Annotated in this window: 16 protein-coding genes and 1 pseudogene; 8 read left to right on the forward strand and 9 right to left on the reverse strand. The window is 64.3% G+C overall.

Going from position 1 to position 25,366, the window contains the following annotated elements:
• Nucleotides 1-44: 44 nt before the first annotated feature.
• From ACO6VM_RS24735 to ACO6VM_RS24750, 4 genes and pseudogenes are all read right to left on the reverse strand, one after another.
• On the reverse strand, nt 45-716 hold the full coding sequence (locus tag ACO6VM_RS24735) for a heavy metal response regulator transcription factor (RefSeq protein WP_110995887.1): 672 nt from the start codon (nt 714-716) through the stop codon (nt 45-47).
• A gap of 9 nt (nt 717-725) precedes the next feature.
• Entirely contained in the window at nt 726-3,821 is a 3,096-nt protein-coding gene (locus tag ACO6VM_RS24740; RefSeq protein ID WP_401059841.1) for a multidrug efflux RND transporter permease subunit, read from the reverse strand.
• A gap of 101 nt (nt 3,822-3,922) precedes the next feature.
• A pseudogene (locus tag ACO6VM_RS24745) lies at nt 3,923-5,065 on the reverse strand (efflux RND transporter periplasmic adaptor subunit); the annotation flags it as partial.
• Between the two features lie 35 nt (nt 5,066-5,100).
• Complete coding sequence (locus tag ACO6VM_RS24750; protein WP_401059843.1) at nt 5,101-5,340, reverse strand: hypothetical protein; 240 nt, start codon at nt 5,338-5,340, stop codon at nt 5,101-5,103.
• On the opposite strand from ACO6VM_RS24750, the gene ACO6VM_RS24755 reads away from it, so the two are divergent.
• The 5 genes from ACO6VM_RS24755 (at nt 5,339) to ACO6VM_RS24775 (ending at nt 11,971) form a co-directional block, all read left to right on the forward strand.
• On the forward strand, nt 5,339-5,887 hold the full coding sequence (locus tag ACO6VM_RS24755; RefSeq protein WP_401059845.1) for a fimbrial protein: 549 nt from the start codon (nt 5,339-5,341) through the stop codon (nt 5,885-5,887). The two genes, ACO6VM_RS24750 and ACO6VM_RS24755, sit on opposite strands and share 2 nt — an antisense overlap.
• A 72-nt stretch (nt 5,888-5,959) precedes the next feature.
• A complete protein-coding gene (locus ACO6VM_RS24760) occupies nt 5,960-6,688 on the forward strand; it encodes a fimbrial biogenesis chaperone (RefSeq protein WP_401059847.1) in 729 nt (242 codons plus the stop codon).
• 31 nt (nt 6,689-6,719) lie between these two features.
• Nucleotides 6,720-9,227 carry a fimbria/pilus outer membrane usher protein gene (locus tag ACO6VM_RS24765; protein ID WP_401059849.1) on the forward strand — a complete coding sequence of 836 codons (2,508 nt, stop codon included), beginning with the start codon at nt 6,720-6,722 and terminating at the stop codon, nt 9,225-9,227.
• Between the two features lie 47 nt (nt 9,228-9,274).
• Nucleotides 9,275-10,294, forward strand: coding sequence for a fimbrial protein (locus ACO6VM_RS24770; protein ID WP_401059851.1), 1,020 nt, complete (start codon nt 9,275-9,277; stop codon nt 10,292-10,294).
• A 93-nt stretch (nt 10,295-10,387) separates the two neighbouring features.
• The gene (locus ACO6VM_RS24775) at nt 10,388-11,971 is read left to right on the forward strand and encodes a methyl-accepting chemotaxis protein (RefSeq protein WP_422403933.1); all 1,584 of its coding nucleotides are present in this window, start codon (nt 10,388-10,390) and stop codon (nt 11,969-11,971) included.
• An 85-nt stretch (nt 11,972-12,056) separates the two neighbouring features.
• On the opposite strand, the gene ACO6VM_RS24780 is transcribed toward ACO6VM_RS24775, so the two are convergent.
• The 4 genes from ACO6VM_RS24780 to ACO6VM_RS24795 all read right to left on the reverse strand — a co-directional run bounded on the left by ACO6VM_RS24780 (nt 12,057) and on the right by ACO6VM_RS24795 (nt 16,473).
• A complete protein-coding gene (locus ACO6VM_RS24780) occupies nt 12,057-12,791 on the reverse strand; it encodes a YkgJ family cysteine cluster protein (RefSeq protein ID WP_401059853.1) in 735 nt (244 codons plus the stop codon).
• Nucleotides 12,788-13,096: a hypothetical protein gene (locus ACO6VM_RS24785; protein ID WP_401059855.1), complete on the reverse strand. Its 309-nt coding sequence runs from the start codon at nt 13,094-13,096 to the stop codon at nt 12,788-12,790. The genes ACO6VM_RS24780 and ACO6VM_RS24785 overlap by 4 nt, the downstream gene beginning before the upstream one ends.
• An 86-nt stretch (nt 13,097-13,182) precedes the next feature.
• Nucleotides 13,183-14,082 (reverse strand): chemotaxis protein, encoded by a 900-nt coding sequence (locus tag ACO6VM_RS24790; protein ID WP_401059857.1) that lies wholly within the window; start codon nt 14,080-14,082, stop codon nt 13,183-13,185.
• Between the two features lie 99 nt (nt 14,083-14,181).
• Nucleotides 14,182-16,473 (reverse strand): autotransporter outer membrane beta-barrel domain-containing protein, encoded by a 2,292-nt coding sequence (locus tag ACO6VM_RS24795; protein WP_422403934.1) that lies wholly within the window; start codon nt 16,471-16,473, stop codon nt 14,182-14,184.
• A gap of 288 nt (nt 16,474-16,761) precedes the next feature.
• Here ACO6VM_RS24795 and ACO6VM_RS24800 point away from each other — a divergent pair, with 288 nt between their 5' ends.
• The gene (locus ACO6VM_RS24800) at nt 16,762-19,191 is read left to right on the forward strand and encodes a hypothetical protein (protein ID WP_401059863.1); all 2,430 of its coding nucleotides are present in this window, start codon (nt 16,762-16,764) and stop codon (nt 19,189-19,191) included.
• 127 nt (nt 19,192-19,318) lie between these two features.
• Nucleotides 19,319-22,312: a hypothetical protein gene (locus ACO6VM_RS24805; protein ID WP_422403935.1), complete on the forward strand. Its 2,994-nt coding sequence runs from the start codon at nt 19,319-19,321 to the stop codon at nt 22,310-22,312.
• 105 nt (nt 22,313-22,417) lie between these two features.
• On the opposite strand, the gene norR is transcribed toward ACO6VM_RS24805, so the two are convergent.
• Complete coding sequence (norR, locus tag ACO6VM_RS24810; protein ID WP_401059867.1) at nt 22,418-23,968, reverse strand: nitric oxide reductase transcriptional regulator NorR; 1,551 nt, start codon at nt 23,966-23,968, stop codon at nt 22,418-22,420.
• A gap of 154 nt (nt 23,969-24,122) precedes the next feature.
• On the opposite strand from norR, the gene hmpA reads away from it, so the two are divergent.
• Nucleotides 24,123-25,301, forward strand: coding sequence for an NO-inducible flavohemoprotein (gene hmpA, locus ACO6VM_RS24815; protein ID WP_401059869.1), 1,179 nt, complete (start codon nt 24,123-24,125; stop codon nt 25,299-25,301).
• Nucleotides 25,302-25,366 lie beyond the last annotated feature (65 nt).

The following is a 25,366-nucleotide window of genomic DNA, read 5'->3' on the forward strand; positions in this document are numbered from 1 at the left end:
CCCGCTCCCACGTGCCGCGCCGAGTGAACGGAGCACAGTCGCGATCAACCACGGTTTTCCAGGACATAGCCCATGCCTCGGATGGTATGCAGCAGCTTGTTATCGAAGGGCCCGTCAAGCTTGGCGCGCAGGCGCTTGATCGCCACCTCCACCACATTGGCGTCACTGTCGAAATTGATGTCCCACACCAGCTCCGCAATGGCCGTCTTGGACAGGATCTCGCCCTGGCGCCGGGCCAGCACGCTGAGCAACGAGAACTCCTTGGCGGTCAGCTCCAGGCGCTGGCCTGCGCGGGTGGCCTTGCGCGCCATCAGGTCGATCCACAGGTCGGCCACCTGCACCTGCAGCGGTTCGTGGCTGCTGCTGCGGCGGGTCAGGGCTTGCAGGCGGGCGACCAGTTCAAGGAACGAGAACGGCTTGCCCAGGTAATCGTCGGCACCTTCGCGCAGGCCATGGATGCGGTCCTCGACCCGTTCGCGGGCGGTGAGCATGATCACCGGCGTCTGCTTGCGTGCCCGCAACGCACGCAGCACACCGTAGCCGTCCAGGCCCGGCAGCATCACGTCGAGCACGATCACCGCATAGTCGCCTTCCAGGGCCAGGTGCAGGCCGTCGATGCCGTCCCGCGCCAGGTCCACGGTAAAGCCCTGCTCGGTCAGGCCGCGGTGCAGGTAGTCGGCGGTTTTTTCTTCGTCTTCGATGATCAGTACACGCATGGTCTTGTCTCAGCGGGCGGTCGGCGCGGCGGCGGCGGTGGCGGCCTGGCGGCGATGGAACAGGCGCTCCAGGGCCAAGTATATGACCGGGGTGGAGAACAGCGTCAGCGCCTGGCTCACCAGCAGCCCGCCCACCACCGCGATGCCCAGTGGCTGGCGCAGCTCGGCGCCGGCGCCGAAGCCGAACATCAGCGGCACCGCGCCGAGCAGCGCGGCCAGGGTGGTCATGATGATCGGCCGGAAGCGCACCAGGCACGCCTGGCGGATCGCCTGTTCGGGCGTCATGCCGTGGTGGCGCTGGGCGTCGAGGGCGAAGTCGATCAAAAGGATGCCGTTCTTCTTGACGATGCCGATCAGCAACACCACGCCGATCAGCCCCATGATGCTGAAGTCCTGCCCGCTGCCCCACAGCAGGATGATCGCCCCCAGGCCCGCCGAGGGCAGGGTGGAGATGATGGTCAGTGGGTGCACGAAGCTCTCGTAGAGCACGCCGAGGATGATGTACACCGCCACCAGCGCGGCGAGGATCAGGTACGGCTGGCTCGACAGCGAGCTCTGGAATGCCTGGGCCGCGCCCTGGAAGTTGCCGGCGATCGAGTCGGGCATGCCCAGCTCGCGCTGGGTGCGTTCGAGGATCTGCACCGCATCGCCCAGGGCCACGCCGGGGGCCAGGTTGAACGACAGGTTGGCAGCGGGGAACAGGCCGTCGTGGCTGATCGACAGCGGCCCGGTGCTGGGCGGCGCCACGTGGGCCAGTGCCGACAGCGGCACCATCTCGCCCGACAGCGGCGAGCGCAGGTAGAAGTAGTTCAGGCTTTCGGCCTTGCCGCGCTGGCGGGCGTCCAGCTCGAGGATCACCTTGTACTGGTTGGTCTCGGTCTGGAATTCGCTGATCTGGCGCTGGCCGAAGGCGTCGTACAGCGCCTGGTCGACATCGGTGGTGGTCAGGCCGAAGCGTGCCGCGGCCTGGCGGTCGATGTCGATGCGGGTGACGCTGGCGCCCAGTTGCAGGTCGTTGGACAGGTCACGCAACGCCGGGTTTTCCCGCAGGCGCTCGGTCAGGCGCTGGGTCCACAGGTTCAGCGCCACGCCGTCGTTGCTCTTGAGCACGTACTGGTACTGGGTGCGCGAAGGGCCGGAGCTGAGGTTGATATCCTGGCCGGCGCGCATGTACAGGACGATGCCGGGCACCTGGGCCAGCTTGGGCCGCAGGCGGTCGATGAATTCGCTGGCCGAGACATCGCGTTCGCCGCGGGGCTTGAGCGAGATCCAGAAGCGGCCGTTGGCGATGGTCTGGTTGCTGCCGGTCACCCCCACCGAATGGGAGAACGCGCGCACCGCCGGGTCGTCGCCGATGATTTTGGCCAGGGCCAGGTGTTTTTCGATCATGGCGGGGTATGACACGTCTGCCGCCGCCTCGGTGGTGCCAAGGATGAAACCGGTGTCCTGCAGCGGGAAGAAGCCCTTGGGGATGCCGACATAGCCGACTACGGCCAGGGCGAGGGTGATGCCGAAGATGCCGAGGGTCAGGCGTTGGTGCGCCAGGGCGCGGTCCAGGCCTTTCTCGTACCAGCCCAGCAGGCGCTGGCCGAAGCCGCCGTGCTGCTCCTGCGGCGGCTTGCGCATGAACAGCGCGCACAGCGTCGGCGCCAGGGTCAGCGACACCACCACCGAAATCAGGATGGTCGCCGTGGCGGTCAGGGCGAACTCCTTGAACAGCCGCCCGACCACGCCGCCCATGAACAGCAGCGGGATGAACGCGGCAATCAGCGAGAAGCTGATCGACACCACGGTGAAGCCGATCTCGCCGGCGCCCTTGAGCGCGGCGGTGCGGCTGTCGTCGCCGGCCTCCAGGTGGCGGTGGATGTTCTCCACCACCACGATGGCGTCGTCGACCACGAAGCCCACGGCGATGACGATGGCCACCAGGGTCAGGTTGTTGAGGCTGAAGCCGAATACGTACATCAATGCGCAGCTGGCGATCAGCGACACGCCCAGCACGCTGGACACCACCAGGGTTGCCGACCACTGGCGCAGGAACAGCGCCATCACCCCGATCACCAGGGCCACCGCGATCATCAACGTCAGCTCCACCTCGTGCAGCGAGGCGCGGATGGTCTGGGTGCGGTCCTGCAGCACCGACACCTCGACCGAGGCCGGCAGCATTTCCTGCAGGCGCGGCAGGGCATCGAGCACCCGGTCCACGGTGTCGACGATGTTCGCTCCGGGCTGGCGGAAGATCACCAGGTTGAGCCCCGGCTGATCGCCCGACCACGCCTTGACGTAGGCGTTCTCGGCGCCGTTGATCACCTTGGCCACGTCGCTCAGGTGCACCGGCGCGCCGTTGCGGTAGCTGACGATCAGCCGGGCGTAGTCTTCGGGGTGGAACAGCTGGTCGTTGGCGGCGATGGTCGACACGCTGTGCTCGCCATACAGCGCGCCCTTGGCCAGGTTGAGGCTGGTCTGCTGGATGGCCTGGCGGATATCGGCGAGGGTCAGGCCGATGGCGGCAAGCTTCTCCGGTTGGGCCTGCACGCGGATGGCCGGGCGCAACTGGCCGGTGATGTTGATCAGGCCGACCCCGTCGATCTGGCTGAGCTGGCGCGCCAGCAGGGTTTCGGCGTAGTCGCTGAGCTCGTTGCCGGGCATCTGCGCCGAGCTTACGGTGAGGATCAGCACCGGGCTGTCGGCCGGGTTGACCTTGCGCCAGGTCGGCGGGCTGGGCAGGTCCTGGGGCAGGCGCGCGGTGGCGGTGTTGATCGCCGCCTGGACCTCCTGGGCGGCGGTGTCGATGTTCTTGTCGAGGGTGAACTGCAAGGTCAGGTTGGTCGAACCCAGGGCGCTGCTGCTGGTCATCTGGGTCATGCCGGGGATGGCGCTGAATTGCACCTCCAGGGGCGTGGCCACCGACGAGGCCATGGTTTCGGGGCTGGCGCCGGGCAACTGGGCGGTGACCTGGATGGTCGGGAAGTCGGCTTCGGGCAGCGGCGCCACCGGCAGGCGCGGGAAGGCGATGGCCCCCAGCAGCACCAGGGCGAAGGTCAGCAGCAGGGTGGCGATGGGGTGGTCGATGCACCAGGCCGAAACGCCGTTGCGGGTGTTCATGGCTGGGGCTCCGGGTTGTTTGCGCTGACGCTATCGCGGGGCAAGCCCGCTCCCACGTCTTGCTGCGGCTGGCGTGGGAGCGGGCTTGCCCCGCGATTGCCATCGGCCAGGCGCTGCGGCTCGGCGCACTGCCCGCTGGTTTCAACCCGGCTTCCGGGCTTTAGCCGCGACTGGCCATCGAGCACCAGGCAATCGCCTGCCTTCACCCCGGCAATGATGTTCAGCGTGCTGTCCTGGTACAGCACCTTCACCGGCACGCTGGTCACCTTGTCGCCGTCCAGCCGGTAGACGAAGTGCCCGTCGATGCTGCGCTGCACCACCGGCGGCGGCACCACCAGAGCATTTTCGTCCACCGCCGTGAGCAGGCGCACGGTCACCAGTTGCCCGGGCCACAGGTGGCCGTCCTTGTTGTCGAACTCGGCCTTGACCCGCACCGTGCCGGTGTTGGCCGACACCTGGTTATCGATCAATGCCAGGTGGCCCTTGCCCAGCAGGCTGCGCTCGCCGTCGGCATCCATGAACGCCTCCACTGCGGCGGGCGTGGGGGCTTCGAGCAGTTTGTGCAGGGTCGGCAGGTTTTGCTGGGGCAGGCTGAACTCCACGGCGATCGGGTCGATCTGGGTGACGCTGAACAGGCCTTGAGTGTCGCTGGTGCGCACCAGGTTGCCCGGGTCGACGTTGCGGATGCCCACGCGGCCGCTCACCGGTGAGCGGATTTGCGTATAGCTGAGCTGTACGGCGGCGTTGTCGATGGCCGCCTGGTCGCCGCTGATGGTTGCCTGCAACTGGTTCACCAGCGCCTGCTGCTGGTCGAGGGTCTGCTTCGACACGCCGTCATCGCTGCTCAGCAACTGGTAGCGCTTGAGGTTGACCCGCGCCACCTGCAGTTGCGCCTGGGTCTGACCAAGCTGGGCACGGGCCTGGTCGAGGCTGGCACGGATCGCCCGGTCATCGAGGGTGGCCAGCAGGTCGCCCTGCTTCACCCATTGCCCTTCCTTCACCAGCACCTGGGTCAGCACGCCTTCGACCTGCGGGCGCACCTCGACGCTGTGCAGCGACAGCACCGAGCCGATGGCGCCGAGGTAGCGCGGCACATCCTGCTGGGCCACCCCGACCACCCGCACCGGGATGGCGGCAGCGGGCTTGTGCGCGGTGTCCGCGTTCGGGCGCAGCCACCAGGCGGTGGCGCCGAGGGCGACGACGAGCAGCAGGATCAGGGCTTTGCGGGGCAGGGGTCGAGTCATGTGGCGGTGGCCGGAAAAGGGAAGGGGACAGTGTCTTATAGCGCGCCGATCGGGTCGCCAGGGTGACCGCTGGCTGTCAGCGCTGTCAGTTTTGCAGGCGCTTGGGAAATTTCGCAGTTTGCTTGGGAAAGCGTTCCCCTGAGCTTGCTCCGTTTCGCCATGGGCCGGCTTTTCGGCCACGGCATGATGCCCCTCGTACCCGGCAGCCACTCACGGTTGCCGTTGCACGAATCATCAAAGCGCAACGTGCGCAGCATCAGAAAGGGAGCATCCATGAAAAAGGTAACCTTGAGCGGCCTGGCCGCCGCAGTGGCATTGTTGGGCGCGGCCCAGTTCGCACAGGCCGCCGATGGCGAGATCAGCTTTGAAGGCACCATCGTCAACAGCACCTGCGCCATCGAAGTGGGCAACGGCACCGGCGGTGCCAAGGGTGTGGTCAAGCTCGGCGACGAAGTGCCGGTGAGCAGCCTGGCCAAGGCCGGCGATGTGGCCGGCGGTGGCTCGTTCACCCTGCAGGTCAACGATAGCGATCCAGGCTGCGACGTCACCGGCAAGGCCGCCACCGTGACCTTCCTGCCGATCACCGGCTCCGCCGGTGCTGCCGGCCAGTGGCTGGCGCTGGAGCCGGTGGCCGGTGCCGCCAGCAATGTGGCGGTGCAGTTGCGCGACTTCCGCGGTACCGAACTGCCGGTGTCCGAGCCGTCCGCCGAGTACGCTAACCTCAGCCAGCCCCTGCGCTTCACTGCCAACTACATTGCCACCGGCGCGGCCACCCCTGGCCCGGCCAACGCCAAGGCGCAGTTCACCGTGAACATCCAGTAAACCGGGCTGCAGCCGCGCCCTGCGCAGGGCGTGGCTCACCTTGAAACTCACCCTGAAACCAAGGGGGCTGTGATGTTCCGCATTCATTCCCACAGGTGGCTGGTCGGCGCGTTGTTGCTGGCGCTGCTGCCTACGGCGCAGGCAGGGGTGACCCTGAGCGGCACGCGCATCATCTTCGATGCCAGCAAGCGCGATGCATCGATCACCGCCGGCAACGGCACCGACAAACCCTACGCCGTGCAGGCCTGGGTCAATACCGAGGAAGACGACCACGCCATCAGCGCGCCGTTCATCGCCACGCCGCCGCTGTTCCGGCTGGATGCGATGAAGGAGCAGATGGTGCGTATCGTGCCGACCGCGCACAACCTGCCGACCGACCGCGAGTCGGTGTTCTATTTCAACGCCCAGGAAATCCCCGCCGCCAGCAACGACGACGGCAACACCCTGAAGATCGCCCTGCGCACGCGGATCAAGCTGTTCTACCGGCCCAAGGGGTTGCAGGGCAGCCTGCTCGAGGCCCTGCCACGGCTGGAGTGGGCCATCCGCCAGGAGGCCGGCGAAGCGCGCCTGCAGGTGCACAACCCAACGCCGTTCCACGTCTCGTTCATCCATATCAAGGTGGCCGACGGCGGGCGCGACAGCGAAATCGACAAGCCGGTGATGGTGGCGCCGTTCTCCAGCCGCCAGTACGCCATCGCCCCGCGCCTGGGCTGGACGCCGAACAGCGTCGAGTTCTCGGTGATCAACGACTACGGCGGCTACACCAAGCCCGAACGGGTCAGCCTCAGCGCTACGCGCTGACTGGCGCCCGCCCTCTGATCGAGTAACCGTAATGCCCAATTCTTCCTGCCGCAGGCCTGGCGCCTGCGGCCCGACCCTGCTCGCCTGTTTGTTCGGCGTCGGCCTGCCGGCTGCCCAGGCGGCGATGTTCGACAGCAGCTTCATGCAGCCCTTTGGCGGTGGCTCGGCCGGCCCCAACCTGGACCTCGAGGCGATCGCCCACAACGCCCAGGTGCCTCCGGGCCTGCACCAGGTGACCATCCGCCTGAACCAGAGCTTCTACGACCGCCGCGAACTGCGCTTCGACGATGCCGGCAACGGCGAGGTGCGCGCCTGCCTGAGCCCGGCGATGCTCGACGCCATGGGCGTGAAGTTGGCCGCGTTCATCGACCAGCGCGAGCTGGACACGCTGGACTGCGTCGACCTGCAGCAGGCGGTCGAAGGCGCTCTGGTGAGCTTCGATCCTGCGTATCTGGCGCTGGACGTCAGCGTGCCGCAGGTGGCCCTGCGTCGCGACGCAGCGGGCTACGTGGCGCCGGAAGAATGGGACGCCGGCATCAACGCCGGGCTGCTCAACTACCAGTTCACCGGCTCGCAAGGGCACACGGCAGGGCAGGGCGACCACAACCAGTTCAGCCTGTACCTCAATGGCGGCCTCAACCTCGCTGGTTGGCGCCTGCGCTCCAACGGCAGCTATACCCAGGACCAGAACAACCGCCGCCAGTGGCAGCGCTCGACCAGCTACGCGCAAACCGACCTGCCGGGCAGCCTCGGCACCTTCACTCTCGGCGAGAGCTTCACGGCCGGTGATGTGTTCGACAGCCTGCCGTTTCGGGGTGTGCAGGTGGCCAGCGACATCGGCATGCTGCCCGATTCGATGCAGGGCTACGCGCCGGTAATCCGTGGCGTGGCCGAAACCCGCGCACGGGTCGAGGTGCGCCATAACGGCTATTCGCTGTACACCACCTTCGTGCCGCCTGGGCCATTCGAGATCAACGACCTCAACGCCTCCAGCGGCAGCGGCGACCTCGAGGTGATCATCACCGAGGCCGATGGCCGTGTGCGCAGCTTCACCCAGCCCTACGCCACCCTCGGTAACCTGCTGCGCGAGAACACCTGGCGCTACGGCCTGACCGTCGGCGAGTACAACGCCGCCGATGAAAACGGCAATCGTCCAGGCCTGGCCCAGGCCACACTGGCCTACGGCCTGCCCTATGACTACACCTTGTCCGGCGGCCTGCTGGGCAACGACTTCTACCGCGCCACGCAAGTGGGTCTGGGCAAGAACCTGGGCAGCCTTGGCGCCATCTCGCTGGATCTGACCCAGGCCCGCACCGAGGGCCGTGACGGGCGCAGCGACCAGGGCCGCAGCTATGGCATCCGCTACGGCAAGGCCTTCGCCACCGGCACCTCGGTGCGTTTCGCCGGTTACCGCTACTCCACCGAGGGCTACCGCGATTTCAGCGAGGCGGTGTGGCAGCACCAGGGCGACGACTTCAACCGCATGACCAAGCGCAGCCGGGTGCAGGCCAGCATCAATCAGAATTTCGGCAGTACCTCGCTGTACCTGAACCTCAGCCAGCAGGACTACTGGAACACCTCGCGCCGCGAGCGTCAGTTGCAGTTGGGCGTCAACACCGTGCACCGCGGGGTCAGTTACGGGCTGTACGCCAGCAAGAGCCTGGTCGACTCGTTCGGCCAGTCCAGCTTCATCAGCTTCAACCTGTCGATTCCGCTGGGGGGCGGCAGCAGCGGCACCCTGGCGCTGACCCGCAACAACGATGGCAGCTACGACCAGCGCGCTGGCTACCGGGGCCGTTCCGGGCACCTGAACTACGCGGTGGACGCCAGCCATGCCGAGCGCTCCGGGGGCAGTGGCTCGGCCTCGCTCAACTACCTGGCGCCGTTCGCGCAACTGGGCGCTGGCGTGAGTGCCGGCGAGCGCTACCAGCAGGTCAACGTCAGCGCCTCGGGCTCATTGCTGGCCCACGGCGGCGGCATTGCCCTGGGCCAGACCCTGGGCGAAACCCTGGGCTTGGTGCATGTGCCCGACACCCCTGGCGTAGGGCTGGGCAATGCGCCGGGCACCCTTACCGACAGCAGCGGCTACGCGTTGATCCCCTACCTCACGCCCTACCGCAAGAACCGCGTGAGCCTGGACACCAGCGGGCTGGACCACAGCACCGAGATCGACAACGGCGTCAGCAACGTGGTGCCGCGCCGAGGGGCGGTGGTCAAGGCCGAGTTTGCCGCGCAGCGGGTGGAGAAAGTGCTGTTGAACCTGCGCCTGGAGGACGGCGGGCTGCCGCCGTTTGGCGCGCAGGTGGTGGATGCCGAGCAGCGAACGGTCGGTGTGGTCGGGCCTGGGGGGCAGGTGTTGCTGGCATTCGAAGGAGAGGCCGGTGCAGTGACGGTGCGTTGGGGGCGCAGCGCCAAGCAACAGTGCCAGACGCTGTTGGCGATTAGCGGTGAGCGCCCGGCAAATGGGTATCGGCAGGTGCTGGGTGTCTGTCGCGACGTTGACGTAGCCATGAATGACAGCCTTGGGAGCGTGTTGTGATCAAGACGAAACTGAAACGATGGGCAGGATGGGTAGGTGCTGCCTGCATGGCATTGCCGCTGCAAGTGCTGGGGTGTGAGTTTCCTGCTGGGTTCTTTTACAGCTTGGCCATCGATCCCGGAGACCTGTTCGTCGGGCGAGATGCACCGATCGGAACGGTCATCCGCCCGCAGAGGGCCAGCTACGAGTGGCGGCATAGCAGCTCCGAGCTGATCTGGTGCCGCGGCATAACCCGCTTCGATGTGACGTCGCCTCTGCCCAAGATCCATGGCTCCAGCCTGGTCGGCCCTGGCGAGGTGATTCTGCAGACACGCATTCCAGGTGTTGGTGTGGTGCTGGGCGCCGGCTATGGATCAACGAATGCGGCGTCCATGTGGGCTTATGTACCAGGCGCAGGGCGCTTCAGGTGGGGGGTTCCCCATACCTCAATCATGACTGTACCCAACCCCCCCAACGGGTTTGGCATCAGGCCGGTGTACTTCGACTATCGGATTATCAAGTACGCCCCCATCGATCCCGGCGCCGGGCCGCAGTCCCTGGCTGGGCATACGCTGGCCGAGATCGTTCACGAAAGGGCCGGCAAGCTCGTGGAGCTGGTGTTCTCGTCGGGGTCGATCAATATTGCCTTTTGCGGCTTGCCCGCAAACCCTGGCAGCCAGGTCACGGTGCCTATGGGCACCTGGCGCACCGGGCAATTTCGCGGTGAGGGCAGCTATACCGATGCCCGGGTATTTCAGGTGCCTGTGCAAGCCTGCCAGGCTGGCACTGTGCCGGGTAACGATACCTTCGCCCACCTGCGCCTGGACCCGCGCAACGGCTCCAGCGTGCTCGATGCCCAGCGCGGCATTCTCGGCCTGAACAGCGACTCGGACGCTACCGGTGTCGGCGTGCAGGTACTCAAGGCCGACCTCACCCCGATGCCGCTGACCGAGGAAGTGCAGATGACCCGCCTGCACAACGGCGATATCCAGATCCCCATGGCTGCCCGCTACATCCAGGTTGGCAAGGACGCTCCGGTGGGCGGCGTGGCCAATGCTTCGGTGGGGTTCACCTTGACCTACAAATGACGCGAGGGTTGAGCCAGGTCAAAGGATGATTGCCAATTGCCACTAATCTCGAGCGCCCTGCCGATTGTCCCCCAACAACAACGAGAGCCTCCGATGAAGTGCAATTTGCCTGTTACCGGTCGCGAAGTGGATTACCCCGGCGACGCCAACATCCTGTCCACCACCGACCTGGACAGCCGCATCACCTACGCCAACGATGTGTTCATGCGGGTCAGCGGCTTTACCCGCGACGAGTTGCTGGGCCAGCCCCATCACCTGGTGCGCCACCCGGACATGCCGCCCCAGGCGTTCGCGCAGATGTGGCAGGCGCTCAAGGCCGGGCGTTCGTGGATGGGGCTGGTGAAGAACCGCTGCAAGAACGGTGACCATTACTGGGTCAGTGCGTTCGTTTCGCCCATCAGCAGTGGCGGGCAGGCGCTGGAGTATCAGTCGGTGCGCACCAAGCCTGGTGCAGAGCAGGTAGCGGCGGCCGAGGCCTGCTATGCACGGCTGCGCGAAGGGCGGCGCAGCTGGCGCGAACGGCTGCCGGTGGCGGGCCTGGCAACGCGCCTGTCGCTGGCGGTGGCGGGGGTGGCGGCGCTGGTGCTCGGCGTGGGGCAGTGGTGGGCAGGGGCGCCACTGCTGGTGTCGCTGGCCGAAGTGCTTGCCGTGGCAGGCCTGGCTGGCCTGGCCATCCTGCTGCTGCTGCGCCCCTATGAGCGCCTGCGCCGCCAGGCCCTGGCGATTGCCGACAACCCGCTGAGCCAGCTTTTATACACAGGCCGGCGCGATGGCCTGGGCCAGATCGAGTTCGCCATGCGCATGCTCAAGGCGCAGCTGGGCGCCGTGGTCGGGCGCATCGGCGACACCTCGTCGCGCCTGGCCGGGCATTCCGGCTCGTTGGTCGAGGCGCTGCACAGCAGCCATGCCAATAGCCTTGAGCAGCAAAGCGAGGCTGACCAGGTGGCCACTGCCATCCACCAGATGAGCGCGAGCGTGGCCCAGGTGGCCACGAGCGCGCAGATGGCCTCGATGGCCGCCGACCAGGCCGAGGGCGAGACCCAGGCCGGGCACCAGCTGGTGGACCGTAACCGCTGCGCGATCCAGGACCTGGCCGGTTCGCTGGTCGAGGCCGGCGAGGTGATCCAGCAACTGGAAAGCCACAGCAGCGAGATTTCCGGGGTGCTCGACGTGATCCGCGGCATTGCCGAGCAGACCAACCTGCTGGCACTCAACGCCGCCATCGAGGCGGCGCGGGCAGGCGACCAGGGGCGCGGCTTTGCCGTGGTCGCCGATGAGGTGCGTGGCCTGGCCCAGCGCACCGCGCAGTCCACCCATGACATCCAGCACATGATCAGCGCCCTGCAGGACGGCGCCCGCGCTGCCGTGCAGGTGATGCGCGAGAGCAGTGCCCATGCCGGGCACAGCGTCGAGCAGGCGCAACTGGCCAGCGATGCGCTGGACAGCATCAGCGTGCGGGTCAACCAGATCAACGAGATGAGTTTGCAGATTGCCGCGGCGGTGGAGCAGCAGAGCCAGGTCAGCGAGAACATCAACCGCAACATCATCAGCATCCGCCAGGCCAGCGAGGCGACGGTGCAGGTGGGGCAGCGCAGCCATGGCAGCGCCAGCGACGTGGCTGACCTTGCCCAGGACTTGCGGCGGCTGGCGGATGAGTTCTGGCGCAGGTGTCAGTGATGGAAAGCATCGCGGGGCAAGCCCGCTCCCACGGGACTGCACCGGCCCTGTGGGAGCGGGCTTGCCCCGCGATAGGGCCTCAGGTTCAGAACCCGATAAAGGCGTAATACACCGGCGTCTCGGCGGTAGTTTGCAAGCCATGCCCCTGCAGGCTGGCGGCCAGCTCGCCATCCACCACATGCACCTGCCACTGCGCAGGGTTATCCACAGGTACTGCGGCCAGCGCGGCCGCCAAGGCGCCCATATCCGGCAGCCAGGCGGTGAAACCATTGCCCTTCAGCGCACTGGTGGTGATCCCCAGCGCCTGGCAGATGGCGACCTTGCTGGCGATGTCTTCACGGTCGGCCTGGCGCGACGCCTCGATCAAGCCGCGCAGTTCTGCATCCTGCAGCAACCCGCCATGGATCAGCTCCGGTCCCTGTTCCCAGGCCTCGGCCGGGCAGTCCTTGCTCTCGGGGCGCAGTGGCAGGTGCGGGTTGATCTCGGCCGGGTAGATGCGGCACACCAGCGGGCGGCTTTCATAGATGCTGCACAGGTCGTCGGCGTTCAGGTTGCGGCAGCGCCCCGGGTTGAACGCGGCGAAGGTCACCGACACGCGCAGCTCGCTTGTGCCGCAGGGCACTGGGTGGGAGCGGCGCAGCACGTGTTCGCGCTGCTCTGCCGGCATTCCCGGGCCATCGACCATGAAGCCTTCGATCAGCACGATCACCTGGCCCCCGGCATGCGCCCACTGGCCCGCTTCGGCGAGGGTCAGCGGCACATGGTGGCCGGTGCAGCACTTGCCGCAGCCGGTACAGCCGAAACGGATGCTGTCGCTCACTTGCCGGCCGCCCACTCGGTGACGAAAGCCTGCTGACGCTGGCGGTCGTACAGGCACAGTTCGGTGCCGGTGGCGTTGTTCATGTGTTTTTGCGGGTACACGCCTTCGATCAAGAGGGCGCTGTAGCCGACCTGGTCGTCGAATTCGGCAGGCTTGCCCAGGGCGTGGGCGTCCTTGAACTGGCTGGCCTTCAGGCAAGCCTTGAGCATGTGCTGGCGATGGTCGTTCCAGGCCTGGGTGCTGGACGCGTGGGCCGCGCCGCTGAACAACGCGCAAGCGATCAGCAGGGAGCTGAGGTATTTCATGTGCGGGTCCGCCGTTGGGTGCGAAGGGCGCGAATTATGCCCGAACGCTCCCCGGCAGCAAGCCGGAGAGTTTGTCGCTGAATATATCAGCGCTCGGCGAACACCACAGTGCGGGCCGCCTTCACCAGGCAGTCGGTCAGCTCCGGCGAGCTGAACTTGGTGAGGATGGCGTTGGCCCCGGCTTCCTGGGCCTTGTTGCCGCTCATGGCGCTGTCCAGCGAGGTGTGCAGCAGGATGTACAGGTGCTGGAAGTCCGGGGTTTCGCGCAGGGTGCGGGTGAAGGCGAAGCCGTCCATTTCGGACATCTCGATGTCCGAGACGATGATGTTGATCTCCCGCTCGGTGCCTTGCAGCTCCAGCAGTACGTTGATTGCATCCTTGGCGCTGCGTGCGGTGTGGCATTCGATGCCGAGGTTGCGCAGGGTGTGCACCGACTGCTGCAGCGCCACCTGGCTGTCGTCGACCACCAGGATGTTGGCGGCCGCCAGCAGGCTTGCGTCTTCTTCGCTGACTTCGCCCGGGTGCGGTTCGTGCTGCGGCGGGGCGATGCCGTGGATGACCTTTTCGATGTCCAGCACCTGCACCAGGGTGTTGTCGACCCGGGTCACGCCAGTGATGAACGAGCGGTTGCCCGAACCGAACGGCGGCGGTTTGATGTCGGTGCTCAGGCAGTGGACGATGCGGCTCACCGCCTGCACATGCAGGCCCTGGCGCGAGCGGCTGATCTCGGTGACGATCAGGCAGCCACCGTCGGGGTCGGCCAGGGGCATTTCGCCGATGGCGCGGGACAGGTCGATCACCGACAGCGAGTTGCCGCGCAGGGTGGCCACGCCTTTGACGTGCGGGTGGGCTTCCGGCAGCTTGGTCAGCGGCGGGCAGGTGATGATCTCGCTGACCTTGAGCAGGTTGATTGCCATCAGCTTGCCGCTGCGCAGGGTGAACAGCAGCAGGGACAACGAGTCCGCGCGGGCTTTTTGCGTGGCCATGGGCAACCTTCCGGAGTGTCGGGAATAGAGGAGGATGCCGGGGTATCGGCCTGCGACGGCCAGGCTTTAGACAAAAAGGGCCTTGCGGCCCTTTGCTGATTACCAGTTGTAACGTACCCCCAGGTTGACGCCCCAGGGTTGTTCGATGCGCTCGCCCTTCATGTAGTCGAAACCGGCCTGCACCTGCAGCACGTCGGTCAGCTGGGCGTTGACGCCGGCCCCCAGTTCGATGCGGCTGCCCGACAGGTCATTGGCGAACCGTGTGTCGTTGACCCGGACCTGGTTGTCGCGGGCGAATTCGTGGGCATAAGCCGCCTTCACGTAGGGTTGCACGAAGCCGCCGTCGGCCAGGGCAAAGGTGCGTCCCACATGGCTGCCCGCCTTGGCCAGCAGCGAATCGGCGTTGCGGGTGCTGGCGCGCATGCCGTTATCGAGGCTATAGCTGGCGCCGTCGACCCACAGTGCGGAGCCTTGGGCGTAGGGTTCGACGAACCAGCCATCGTCAAGCTTGAAATGCTTGCCCACCTCGACCGAGGCGCCGATGCCGTGGTTGCTGTATTCGCCCTTGGCTTTGCGGCCATCGCTCATGCGCACGTCCGAGCTGTTCTGGAAGCGGTTGGCCTTGAGCACCGCGTCGACGTAGTAGCCATTGTCGGCCAGCCAGGTGCTGTACACGCCCAGGTAGTAGCTGGCGACACGGCCATTGCTGCCCAGGCGCATGTCCAGTTGCGAATCGCTGTAGCCGGCCATCACGCCGAGCAGCCAGAGGCCGCCTTGGCTGGGTAGCGGGGTGTCGACGCCGAATGAAACACCTTGCTGATTCTGCGCGTAGTGCACCTGGTCGGCGGCGGCCACCCGGTACTTGTTGCCGTAGCTCCGTGCCCAGAAACCGCCTTGGCCGTAGCCGCTGCGTAGCTCGCCCATGCGGCTGCGCAACGTGCTGAGTTCGCCGTACCACACGGTGGGTGCGGCGCTGAACAGGGCAATGGCGGTCTGCGTGCTGGAGGAGATGACCGGGGTGCCACCTTGCACCAGGTACCAGTCGGTATCGCGCTGTTCCAGGCCATAGGAGAAGGTGCCGACATCCACACGGCCATTGCTGCTCAGCACCGAAAACCGGGCATCGCCCCCTTGGGTATGCACCACCCGCAGGGGCGCGGCGCCCGCCGCGGGCTCGGCCCCGGTGTTGGCGATGAGCAGGCCGTGGGTGCCTTGGGCCTGCCCCTCGATGTTCACCAGGTCGCCCGCCACCTGGGCCAGGTCCGTGCCGAGCACGAAAGTGCCGGCGCCGGCCAGCTGGGTGGCGGTCAGGGTACGAAAGGCGCCATTGCCTCCGCGCAGGCTCACCGTGCCGCCATCCAGCGTCAGGGCACCGACGTGAGAGTCGTTGACCATGTCGAAGCGTGAACCACTGGCGACGAGCGTGCTCTGGGCCGTGTTCACCGAGCCCGTCAGGTTGGCCTGGTTGGTCAGGCGTATGGCCGTGCCGGCCGATGACGAACGCACATCGCCGGTCATCCGGCTGGCATCCAGCGACAAGCTGGTGACATCGATCATGTTCCCTGTCAGGGCGGCGCCGTTGGTCAAGGCGACATCCGCGATGGCGCCATTGCTGGCACGCACATCGCCTTGCAGGCTGCTGGCATCGATGCTCACGCTGGCCTGGGTCAGCGTGCCGGGCCCATCGTCCGGCAGGCCGATTTCAACCAGGGTGCCGTTGGCCGCCGACAGCGTCGAGCCATTGCGTATCTCGATGCGCGCCAGCATCGCCGGCGCGTTGAGGTTGCTCACCACGATCGCGCTGCCCGTCTGCGAGGCGAGGCTGGAGTGATCCAGCACCAGGTGGGGTTGGGTATTGCCCCCGACGGAGTTGGCGAAAAGGCCCGCGCCTCTGTTGCTGCCGGTGGCCGTGCTGTCCTGCAGGATCGCCTCGCCGCCGACCAGGCTGATGCCAAGCCCATCGCCAGCCACCCCCCCGGTTCCGGTCCCTGTGCCTGTGACGGTCGAGCCGACGAGCGTGGCGCTGCTGCCTCCTGAAACGTTGAGCCCGCGGCCGATGCCGGTGATCGTGCTGTTCTGCACTACGGCGCTGGAGCCTGGAGAGTTGGCAGCGAGTCCGCCCGTCAGTGACAGGCCGATATTACCGGTGGAGGTCAAGGTCGAATCGCGGATGGTGGCCTGGCTCGAGGACAACGCCAGGGCCCGAGCATTGCCGCCGTTCACGGTGGCTCCGTCCAGTGTCACTTGCGAACCTGGGTTGGCGGTGATCTGCAGGGTTTGCCCGCCTGGCTGGACAGTCAAGGTGGCGCTGTTCAGCAGCCATGACTCCGCCGGGGTGCCAGGGGCGACAATGGCGCTGCCGCCGGGTGGAAGGTTGGCTGCCGAAGCCATGCCTCCCAAGGTGGAGAGCAATAGAAACAATGATCGGAATTGACTGGGTGTGGTCCTTGTCGATTGACAGAATTTCATTGCCCCTACCTCCAAGTTGACGGTATGTGGCTTATCGAGTCGAGTGCATGTTTATCACCGAAGTCAGTCATGATTAATCACTATACGCAGGCTTGTTGTTTTCGCACCTGACAAAAATGCTAGGTTTCCGGCGTGGATGCGTGGGTTAGCATTGGCAATGCTTGGTTGTCGAAAGCGGCAGGCAAGTAGAGGGTACTGAAACCTTACAGTGTGGCATTTCTGGTTTTTGTCGTTGGTGTGATTATTATTGCCAATAAAGGTGATCGTATGAATGCGTCTGACAGATTAGGGTGTGAATGTAAATGTGAATGTAAGTGCGGGGCAGGGGTTAACAGTACACTGCCCGCACCCACGGTTCCCGATCTCGATGCTAGAGGTATTGTTAAGGTTTCGCAGTTGGGAGATGACTTGAAAGTTAACGTTCCGACGAATGCTGAATTCCTTAATACTTTGTCGGTGCGTTTGTTCATAGGCGACGATCCGCAGGATCCGAATAGCGTGGTGAGTGATACGCTGGATGTTACAAATCCTGTGCCTCCACAATTGACGTTGTTTTATAAGAAGAGCGAATACCCGGCTGACGGAAGTGACGTAAAAGTTAAGTTAAATTATTTTCTGTATGATGCGGCTTCGGAGGACGGACAAATATCCGCCAGTCCGGTGGATATACGCTTTGACCGCAAAGCTCCCGGGGGAACCGAGCTGCCGCCGATCGCATTTACTGCTGAACAATTGAGTGGCATCACGGTCGCTGATCTGAATGCCGACGGCGATCTGGAGGTAAGGGTAGACGCCTACTTTGGTGCGGAGTTGGATGATGTCATCGAGATGTGGCTGAGTGACTCGAGTGCTCAGGACGATACGAAGTACCTAAAAGTCAAGTATGGTGTGGGCTCGCCCACCGATGCCACGACGGTCAAGTTCCTGACGAATGACTTCGCCACCGCAGGCGATGGCAAACCGCTGTATTTCGCCTATCGGGTCACCGATTTTGCCGGCAACGTCAGCTCGCGTTCATTCGTCACGCGTATCCCCGTCTACATCAACTTGCCCGCCCTTGCGCCGCCATTGGTACCGGAAGCCGACGACGGCCTGGTGACCTTTTCTGATGCCAATACCCATGTAGAGGTGCAGATCCCCACCTATGTCGGCGTCGCCGTCGGCGATGTGATCACTGTCATCTGGGGGGGCAGAGCCCAGCTTCCAGTGACCATCACCAACACGGGCGGCGACCCCGTGCTGAGTGTTCTGGTGCCATTGGCCGAGGTTGCTGCGGGCGGTTACGCAGCACACAATGTCAACGTCAGTTATACAATGCTGCACGGCAGCGATCCGGTCGTCTCCTCACCCGATACCCCGATCAAGGTCGACCTGAGCGGGCCGGGCGGTATCGTTGATCCGAACCCAGGTACGCCGGAACATGAGAACCTGCGCCCAGCCGAAGTGCGTGTCAACGCGGGTAACAGTCCGCTCAATGAAATCCTTCCGGGCGATTTCGGCAAGGATGCTACTGCCACGATTCGCCGGCAGGGTGTCAACAACTCGGTGATCTGGCAGACGGACGATGTCATCCAGTTGTATTGGGGATCGATCGAATTACCCACTTCCGTCACCGTCACTGCGGCAAACGAGGGGGCCAATATTTCTTATCCGGTGCCCCATGCTGGCGTCATCGAAACCGAGGGCGTCGGTGATATTCCTGTCTACTATGAGATCACACGTCAGTTGGCGGGTGACAAGGGGCCTGTTCCTGTTAAGGTGAAATCATCTGATCAGATCGTGAAAGTCGCATCTGTGGATAGTTTGCCGGGTGGCCCTGCTGCATTGCTTCCGGGTGTATTCCCTGAGGCCAATGCCAATAATATCATCGTCGAACGGGTGGGCCGTGATGGTACGCCATTCAGGATTCTGCTGACGGGTGTGAGCAATATTGAACTGACCAAGAACCCTACAGTTAGTTACAACTTCGTCGGGATCCAAAGTGGTGATGCGACGGCGCCTCCTACTAATCCGCCGGCAGCGCCAATTGAAGCCAGTCGATTGAGAGCGGATAATGTGCCACTGACACAGGAACACCTTGATCAGGGCTACTTCGAAATCCACATGCCCTATGCCCATATCCGCCTGATCTGCAGGAATGGCGCGACACTGGATTACACACTGTCCAATGTGTACGGTTCAAAACCTGCGCCGCAGAGGTTCGTTCGTTTCGCATTGAACCTGGCGGGCGGTGGTTGCCCGGTCCGGTTCGGCACCACCGCCGTTAGTTCATTAAATCGCGTACCCGTGAACCTGCCGGCGATTGCTTTCAGCGATGCGCAGCGTCAAGGCATCAGCGAGGCCGACCTGAATAGAGGTTTGCTCAATACATGGGTGAATCCCTACTTCGGGGCGCAGGCGGGAGACCGCATTCAAACGTGGCTGGGTACGTCCGAGGCAATAGACGCCGGAGAGTACCTGAAGCACTTCGTCGCTGGGGATCCGGAGCAAAAGTCGCTGATTACTTTCTCACGCAGTGAAATGTTGAAGGTGGGGAACAATCGCGTTCTGTACTTCGGCTATAGGGTCATCAACAAGGAAAACGTGCAAAGCGCATTGTCGCGATTGGTGGCCATCGAAGTCACGGTAGCCGAAGAGTAGTCAGGAGTAGGGGGTGGTTGCCGCGCTCATCGGGGCAGCCACCTTCGGATCTGAAACTACGGTATTCGGTCTTGTAGAGCCGCATGTGGCAACTACTCGATTTGCCAATTCGCACTGGAGGGCGCTCATGAACGTGGTCACGCTGCTTGATAAACTCCCTAGGGCCGCAAACGCCGGTTTGAACCCACTGGTTATCCCCGCGATGGACGAAGGCATCCCGCGGGACGGCCTGGGTTACAACGATCTGGGCGACCCTCAGCGAGGGGTCGCACTGATGTCACGCTTGCCAGAGGTCACGCGTCCTGGTGATGCCGTCAAACTGTTCTGGACCGCAACCCGCCCACCGATGCAGCCGCCGCAGGGCGACCCTGCAGAGCCACCCGTGCAAGCCTACTTGCTCGACCAAGGCACCATCGACAAAGGTTGGCTCAGCTTCGTGGTCACGTCTGTCGACTTGAAACTGCCAGCCAATCCAGCTTATCCGTACTACGGCTACTTCTATTGCTCGCTGTACGATGCACAGGCTGAAAATACCCGGTATTGCGAATACCGCGAGGTCCTGATCGACTTGACAGTGCCGGGTGGGCTCGATCCCAACCTTGGTACGCCGGAGAACGAGCACCTGGCGGCGCCGGGTGTCGACCCCCAGGATATTCAGCTGGACCCTGTCAGCGGCATTCCCGCAGTTACGATCAGCATTGCCGCATGGCCCTACATGCAAGCCGACGATCAGGTGAGCTTGGTGTGGAATGGTGTGCGACATATTCGGCCGCGCCTACTGCAGAGCGATGTGAACAGGGATGTGGTTTTCCTGTTGCCACGCGAGGTCGTCGAGCAAGGCGGCAGTGGCCCGCAGTTGCCTGTGTATTACGAAATTCGCGACAGGGTGCAGAACTACTCGCGCCCTTCGCCCATCACTTATGTCAGTGCGGACATAGATCCCGATGCGCTGACCGAGCCGACTGTCGTCGGGGCGGAAAGCCCCCCCTACATGCTGGACCTGGATGCCTTGGCCGGTCGGGACGTCACGGTCAACATTCCTTTCTATGCGGGTTTCGCCGCTGGTGACACTCTGACCCTGCACTGGGTGGGCACGACCTTTGAAGGGCACGAGGTGCCTCATCATTCGCCACCCCGGGTAATCGCATCGCCCGCCGATCTGACCTTCAGTGTGCCCCATGCCATCGCCGCATTCGCTGTCGACGGTAGCGTGCGTGTGTATTACGAGGTGCAACCCATCGCAGGTGGTGATCTCAAACGCTCCCGGGCCCGACGTATCACGGTCAAGGGCTCGGTGAAGCGGCTGCAACCGCCGTTGCTGTTGGAGGCGGTCGGCGATCTGATCGACCTGGCTACCCTCACGGGCACCGATGTCACTGTACGTATACCGCTGTACCCAGGGCAGATGGAGAATGACAGGGTCACCCTTCTCTGGGCCGGGCTGGCGGGCAGTGGGCTGCCATTGGTGTATTCCGTCGAGTTGGTGATACCGCCCGGTGGCGAGCAGGTCGAGTTGGCGTTCACCATCAGTCAGCAGTACCTCACACCCCTGGTCGACGGCACTTTGACCCTCAGTTACAAGGTGTTCACGCCGTCGTTGGCCCTGACCCGTGCCTCGCCGCCCGTCACCTATCGAGTTCAGGACAATCGTGACCTTGTCCTGCCGGCTCCCTCCTGTGGCCAGGTGCAGGGCACGGGCGACGATGCCATGTTGCCCGTGAACACGCAGAAAGCCCTGGTGCATGTGCCCGCCAGCGTGCCGCTCAAAGCCAACGAAATGGTCGTGCTGAGTTGGAAGTTGGTCTCGGGCACGACCCCGCCGCCCCATACGGTGGACAAGGCATTCGACAAGTTCCCGTTCTCCTTCACCGTGACCAACGCCACCATTCTGCGCTACGTCGGGCACCTGGTGCAGGTTACGTACGCCGTTACTCGCAACGGCAAGACCTTCACTTCGCCGCCGCTGCTGTTCACCGTAGGGGATGCGCATCTGACCTTGCCTGCACCCAGTGTGCGAGAGGCACCAGGCAATGAGCTGGTGCCGATAGAAGGCGAAGAGGTGAATGTGGATATCACCTATACACCGATGGAAACTACGCACCAGATCGTGTTGGAGTGGAATAGCACACGCTACCCGGCAGTTCCTGGTAATGGCAGCGGAACAGTCTCGGTTCAGGTAAACAGGGCGGACATCGTCGCCAGTATCGGCCGCGAGATCGCTGTGCTCTATCGTGTGACCCATGGAGGTATCACTGACTTATCAGGTGTGTTGCCTATCAAGGTGAATGCTCCTCGGCTGGATCCCTTGCGGCATGCGCCAGTGATCGTTGAGGCCGTGAGGGGTGAACTTGATGTAGGCGGACTGAGCAGAGACGCGACCCTGACCGTGGCGCAATGGCCATTCATGGCTGTGGGGCAGACCATGAGCCTGAGTTTCGAGGGAATCTTGGAGAATGGTTCGAGCGCCAGTTGGAACCACCCGCTTTGGCAGGACTACCCCGTGAGTGGGATAGGTGAACAACAGACCTCCGTAGAGCTGTCTAGACTGCTCAGCCTGAAAACCGGATCGCAACTCAGTATCACGCTGCGCGTTGGCTGGGCCCCTGGGCTGAACAAGGTCGCGTTCCCGATTGCAGCGTACCGTGTGGTCAGAGTGGCGCTTGGTGAAGACTTTGAAAAGGCAACCGCTCGAACCATCTCCAACGTGGGGGCGCAGATGCCGGCGCCGAGCATGGATATTCAGATAATCAGTAGTCAGGCACCTGGTACGTCTTATTCAGCGATCGAGAAAATTCCCGATGTTCCGAATTATGGCGGCGGTATGGGGCTGACGATCAATCGAGTACCGGGCGGGGGCGTCCTTCCAAACAAACGCATGGTCGTCAGGTTGATTCTCGGGCATGAATACAGCGCAGTGAGATTCGCTTGGTTTGCTGCTCATGCCGCTGGCACTGCACGTTTCCTCAGTGCCGGCGGCGTTCTGCTCGAGACGAAGGTTGCTCAAGGCAACACGGCGAATCAATGGATTTCATCCAGCACGCATTCGTCTCCCAAGATCAAGGCGATAGAGATCGAGGTCGTCGATACCATCAACTTAGATACCTTTACCTATACCCGTTGACCACAGCCGACGCGTGGGAGCAAGGTCCTGGGACGAAGGCAAGGTCATTAGCTGTGCCGACGCGGTTGACGCCTGTGCTCGAATCAGCAGTGGAACAAGTACTGCTTATCGCAGCCCCAGGCGCTTGGCCAGCCGATTGAGGTTGGCGCGGTCCAGCCCCAGTTCGCGGGCTGCCGCCGCCCAGTTATCTTGATGCCGTTGCAGGCAGGCCTCGATCAGTTGCCGTTGATAAGCATCCAGCGCTTCGCGCAGGCCGCCGTCCGGCACGCCGGTGGCCAGGGGGGGCGCTACCTGCGCCACAGTGCCGGGCAAGGCGGCTGGGCGCAGGTCCAGGTCATCGCTGCTCAAGGTCAGGATGCGCGGACGCTGTGCATGCCGCCCGAGGGCCTTCAACGCCGATCGCCCGATCAGGTGCTCCAGCTCTCGCACATTGCCTGGCCAGTCGTAGGTTTCGAGCGCGGCCTGAGCCTCGGCGGACAGGCGCAAACTGCCCAGGCCCAGGCGCGAACGGTTCTGCTCGAGGAAATACCCCGCCAGCAACAGCACATCACGGCCGCGCTCGCGCAGCGGCGGCACCTGCAACGGGTACACGCTGAGCCGGTGGTAGAAGTCGGCTCGGTAGTGGCCGTTGCGTACCTCTTCGGCCAGGTCGCGGTTGGTGGCGGCGATCAGGCGCACGTCCACCTGGTGATCGCGGTCCGAGCCCAGGCGCTGCAACTGGCCGCTCTGCAACACCCGCAGCAGCTTGGCCTGCACCGCCAGGGGCAGTTCGCCGACTTCGTCGAGGAACAGCGTGCCGCCGTTGGCCAGTTCGAACTTGCCGCGCCGCTCGCCGTGGGCGCCGGTGAACGCGCCGCGCACGTGGCCGAACAGCTCGCTCTCCACCAGGGTGTCGGGCAGGGCGGCGCAATTGAGGCTGATCAAAGGCTTGTCGGCGCGCTTGCTGGCGCGGTGCAGGGCCTGGGCCACCAGTTCCTTGCCCACGCCGGTTTCGCCGGTGATCAGCACGGTCAGGTCGCTGCCGCCGACCAGGCGGATTTCTTCGACCAGGCGCTTGTGCGCCTTGCTCTGGCCGATCAGTTCCCGGTCCTGGCCGCTGGCCTGGCGGTACACCTCGGCGCGCTGGTGTTCATCCTCGGCGCGCAGGGCCAGGTGCTCGATGCGCTCGGCCACGGTGACGGTGGCGGCAGCCAGGCTGGCGAAGGCCTGCAGCGCGTCCAGCTCCAGGCTCTGGAACTGCCCGGCGGTGAGGGCGTCGAGGGTCAGTAGGCCCCAGGGCTGCTCGTCGACCATCAGCGGGCAGCCCATGCAGTCGTGTACTTCGAGGTCGACATGTTCGGCATCGACCAGGCCGTCGTAGGGGTCGGGCAGCGGGCTGTCGCTGGGGAAGCGGGTCGGCTCGGGGCGGCTGAGCAGGGCCTGGAAGCGTGGGTGCTCGCTGACCCGAAAGCGCCGGCCGAGGGTGTCGGGCGACAAGCCATCCACCGCCAGCGGCACCAGCCATTCGCCATCCAGGCGCAGCAGCGCCGCAGCGTCGCACGGCAACAGGCCGCGCATGGCCTGAAGCAGGCGGCGATAGCGCTCCTGGTCGGGCAGGTCGCAGGACAGGTCGCTGACCAGGGGGAGGAGGGCGGTGAGCAGGGGTTTTGCAGTCATATGGACTCCATTTGGTCGAAATGACTATACGCCTGAGTGTGTCTTTTTGACACTTATATGCTCAAGGGCCTGATTTTATTGGCTTTTAAAGTTGGCACGATTGCTGATAAGTCAAAGGCAACCATTCGAAGCCAAAGGCTCAGGAGTTGCAGCAATGCTCAATGCCGAACAACGTGCAATCATCAAAGCCACTGTTCCTCTGCTGGAAAGCGGCGGCGAAGCGCTGACCACCCACTTCTACAAGATGATGCTCAGCGAGTTCCCCGAGGTGCGTCCGCTGTTCAACCAGGCTCACCAGGCCAGCGGCGACCAGCCCCGTGCCCTGGCCAATGGCGTGCTGATGTACGCCCGCCACATCGACCAGCTTGAACAGCTTGGTGGCCTGGTCGGCCAGATCATCAACAAGCATGTGGCCCTGCAGATCCTCCCCGAGCACTATCCGATCGTCGGCAGCTGCCTGTTGCGCGCCATCGAGGAAGTGTTGGGCAAGGAGATCGCCACCCCTGAAGTGATCGCCGCCTGGGGCGCCGCCTACGGCCAGCTGGCCGACATCCTGATCGGCGCCGAAGAGGGCCTGTACAAACAGAAGGAAGAAGCCGCCGGCGGCTGGCGTGGTGCCCGCGAGTTCCGCCTGGTGCGCCGCGAGCAGGAAAGCAGCGAGATCGTCTCGTTCTACTTCGCCCCGGTGGATGGCAAACCGGTGCTCAAGGCCGAGCCGGGCCAGTACATCGGCCTGCAGCTGTTCATCGATGGCCAGGAGCAGCGTCGCAACTATTCGCTGTCGGCCCTGTGCGACGGCGAACAGTACCGCATCAGCGTCAAGCGCGAAGCGGGCGGCAAGGTGTCCAACTACCTGCATGACGGGCTGATGGTGGGCGACACCCTGCAGTTGTTCCCGCCGGCCGGCGACTTCACCCTGGCGGCCAGCGACAAGCCGCTGGTGCTGATCAGCGGCGGCGTGGGCATCACTCCGACCTTGGCCATGCTCGAGGCTGCGTTGAAAACCCAGCGCCCGGTGCATTTCATCCACTGCGCACGCAATGGTGCGGTGCATGCCTTTGCCGACTGGATTGACGGCCTGGTTGCGCGTCATCCGCAGCTCAAGCGCTTTTACTGCTACGCCGAGGATGACGGTAGCCAGGCGGCTGATGCCGTGGGCCTGCTGAGCCAGGAGCTGTTGGCCGAGTGGCTGCCGCGCGAACGTGATGTGGATGCCTACTTCCTGGGGCCGAAGGGCTTCATGGCAGCGATCAAGCGTCAGCTCAAGGCGATCGGTGTGCCGGAAGGGCAGAGCCGTTATGAGTTCTTCGGGCCGGCGGCGGCGCTGGAGTGATGCACTGATGTCATCGCGGGGCAAGCCCGCTCCCACGCCAGATCTCGATCTTCGTGGGAGCGGGC

The sequence above is a fragment of the Pseudomonas sp. GZD-209 genome (assembly GCF_049310485.1).
Lineage (GTDB): Bacteria > Pseudomonadota > Gammaproteobacteria > Pseudomonadales > Pseudomonadaceae > Aquipseudomonas > Aquipseudomonas sichuanensis.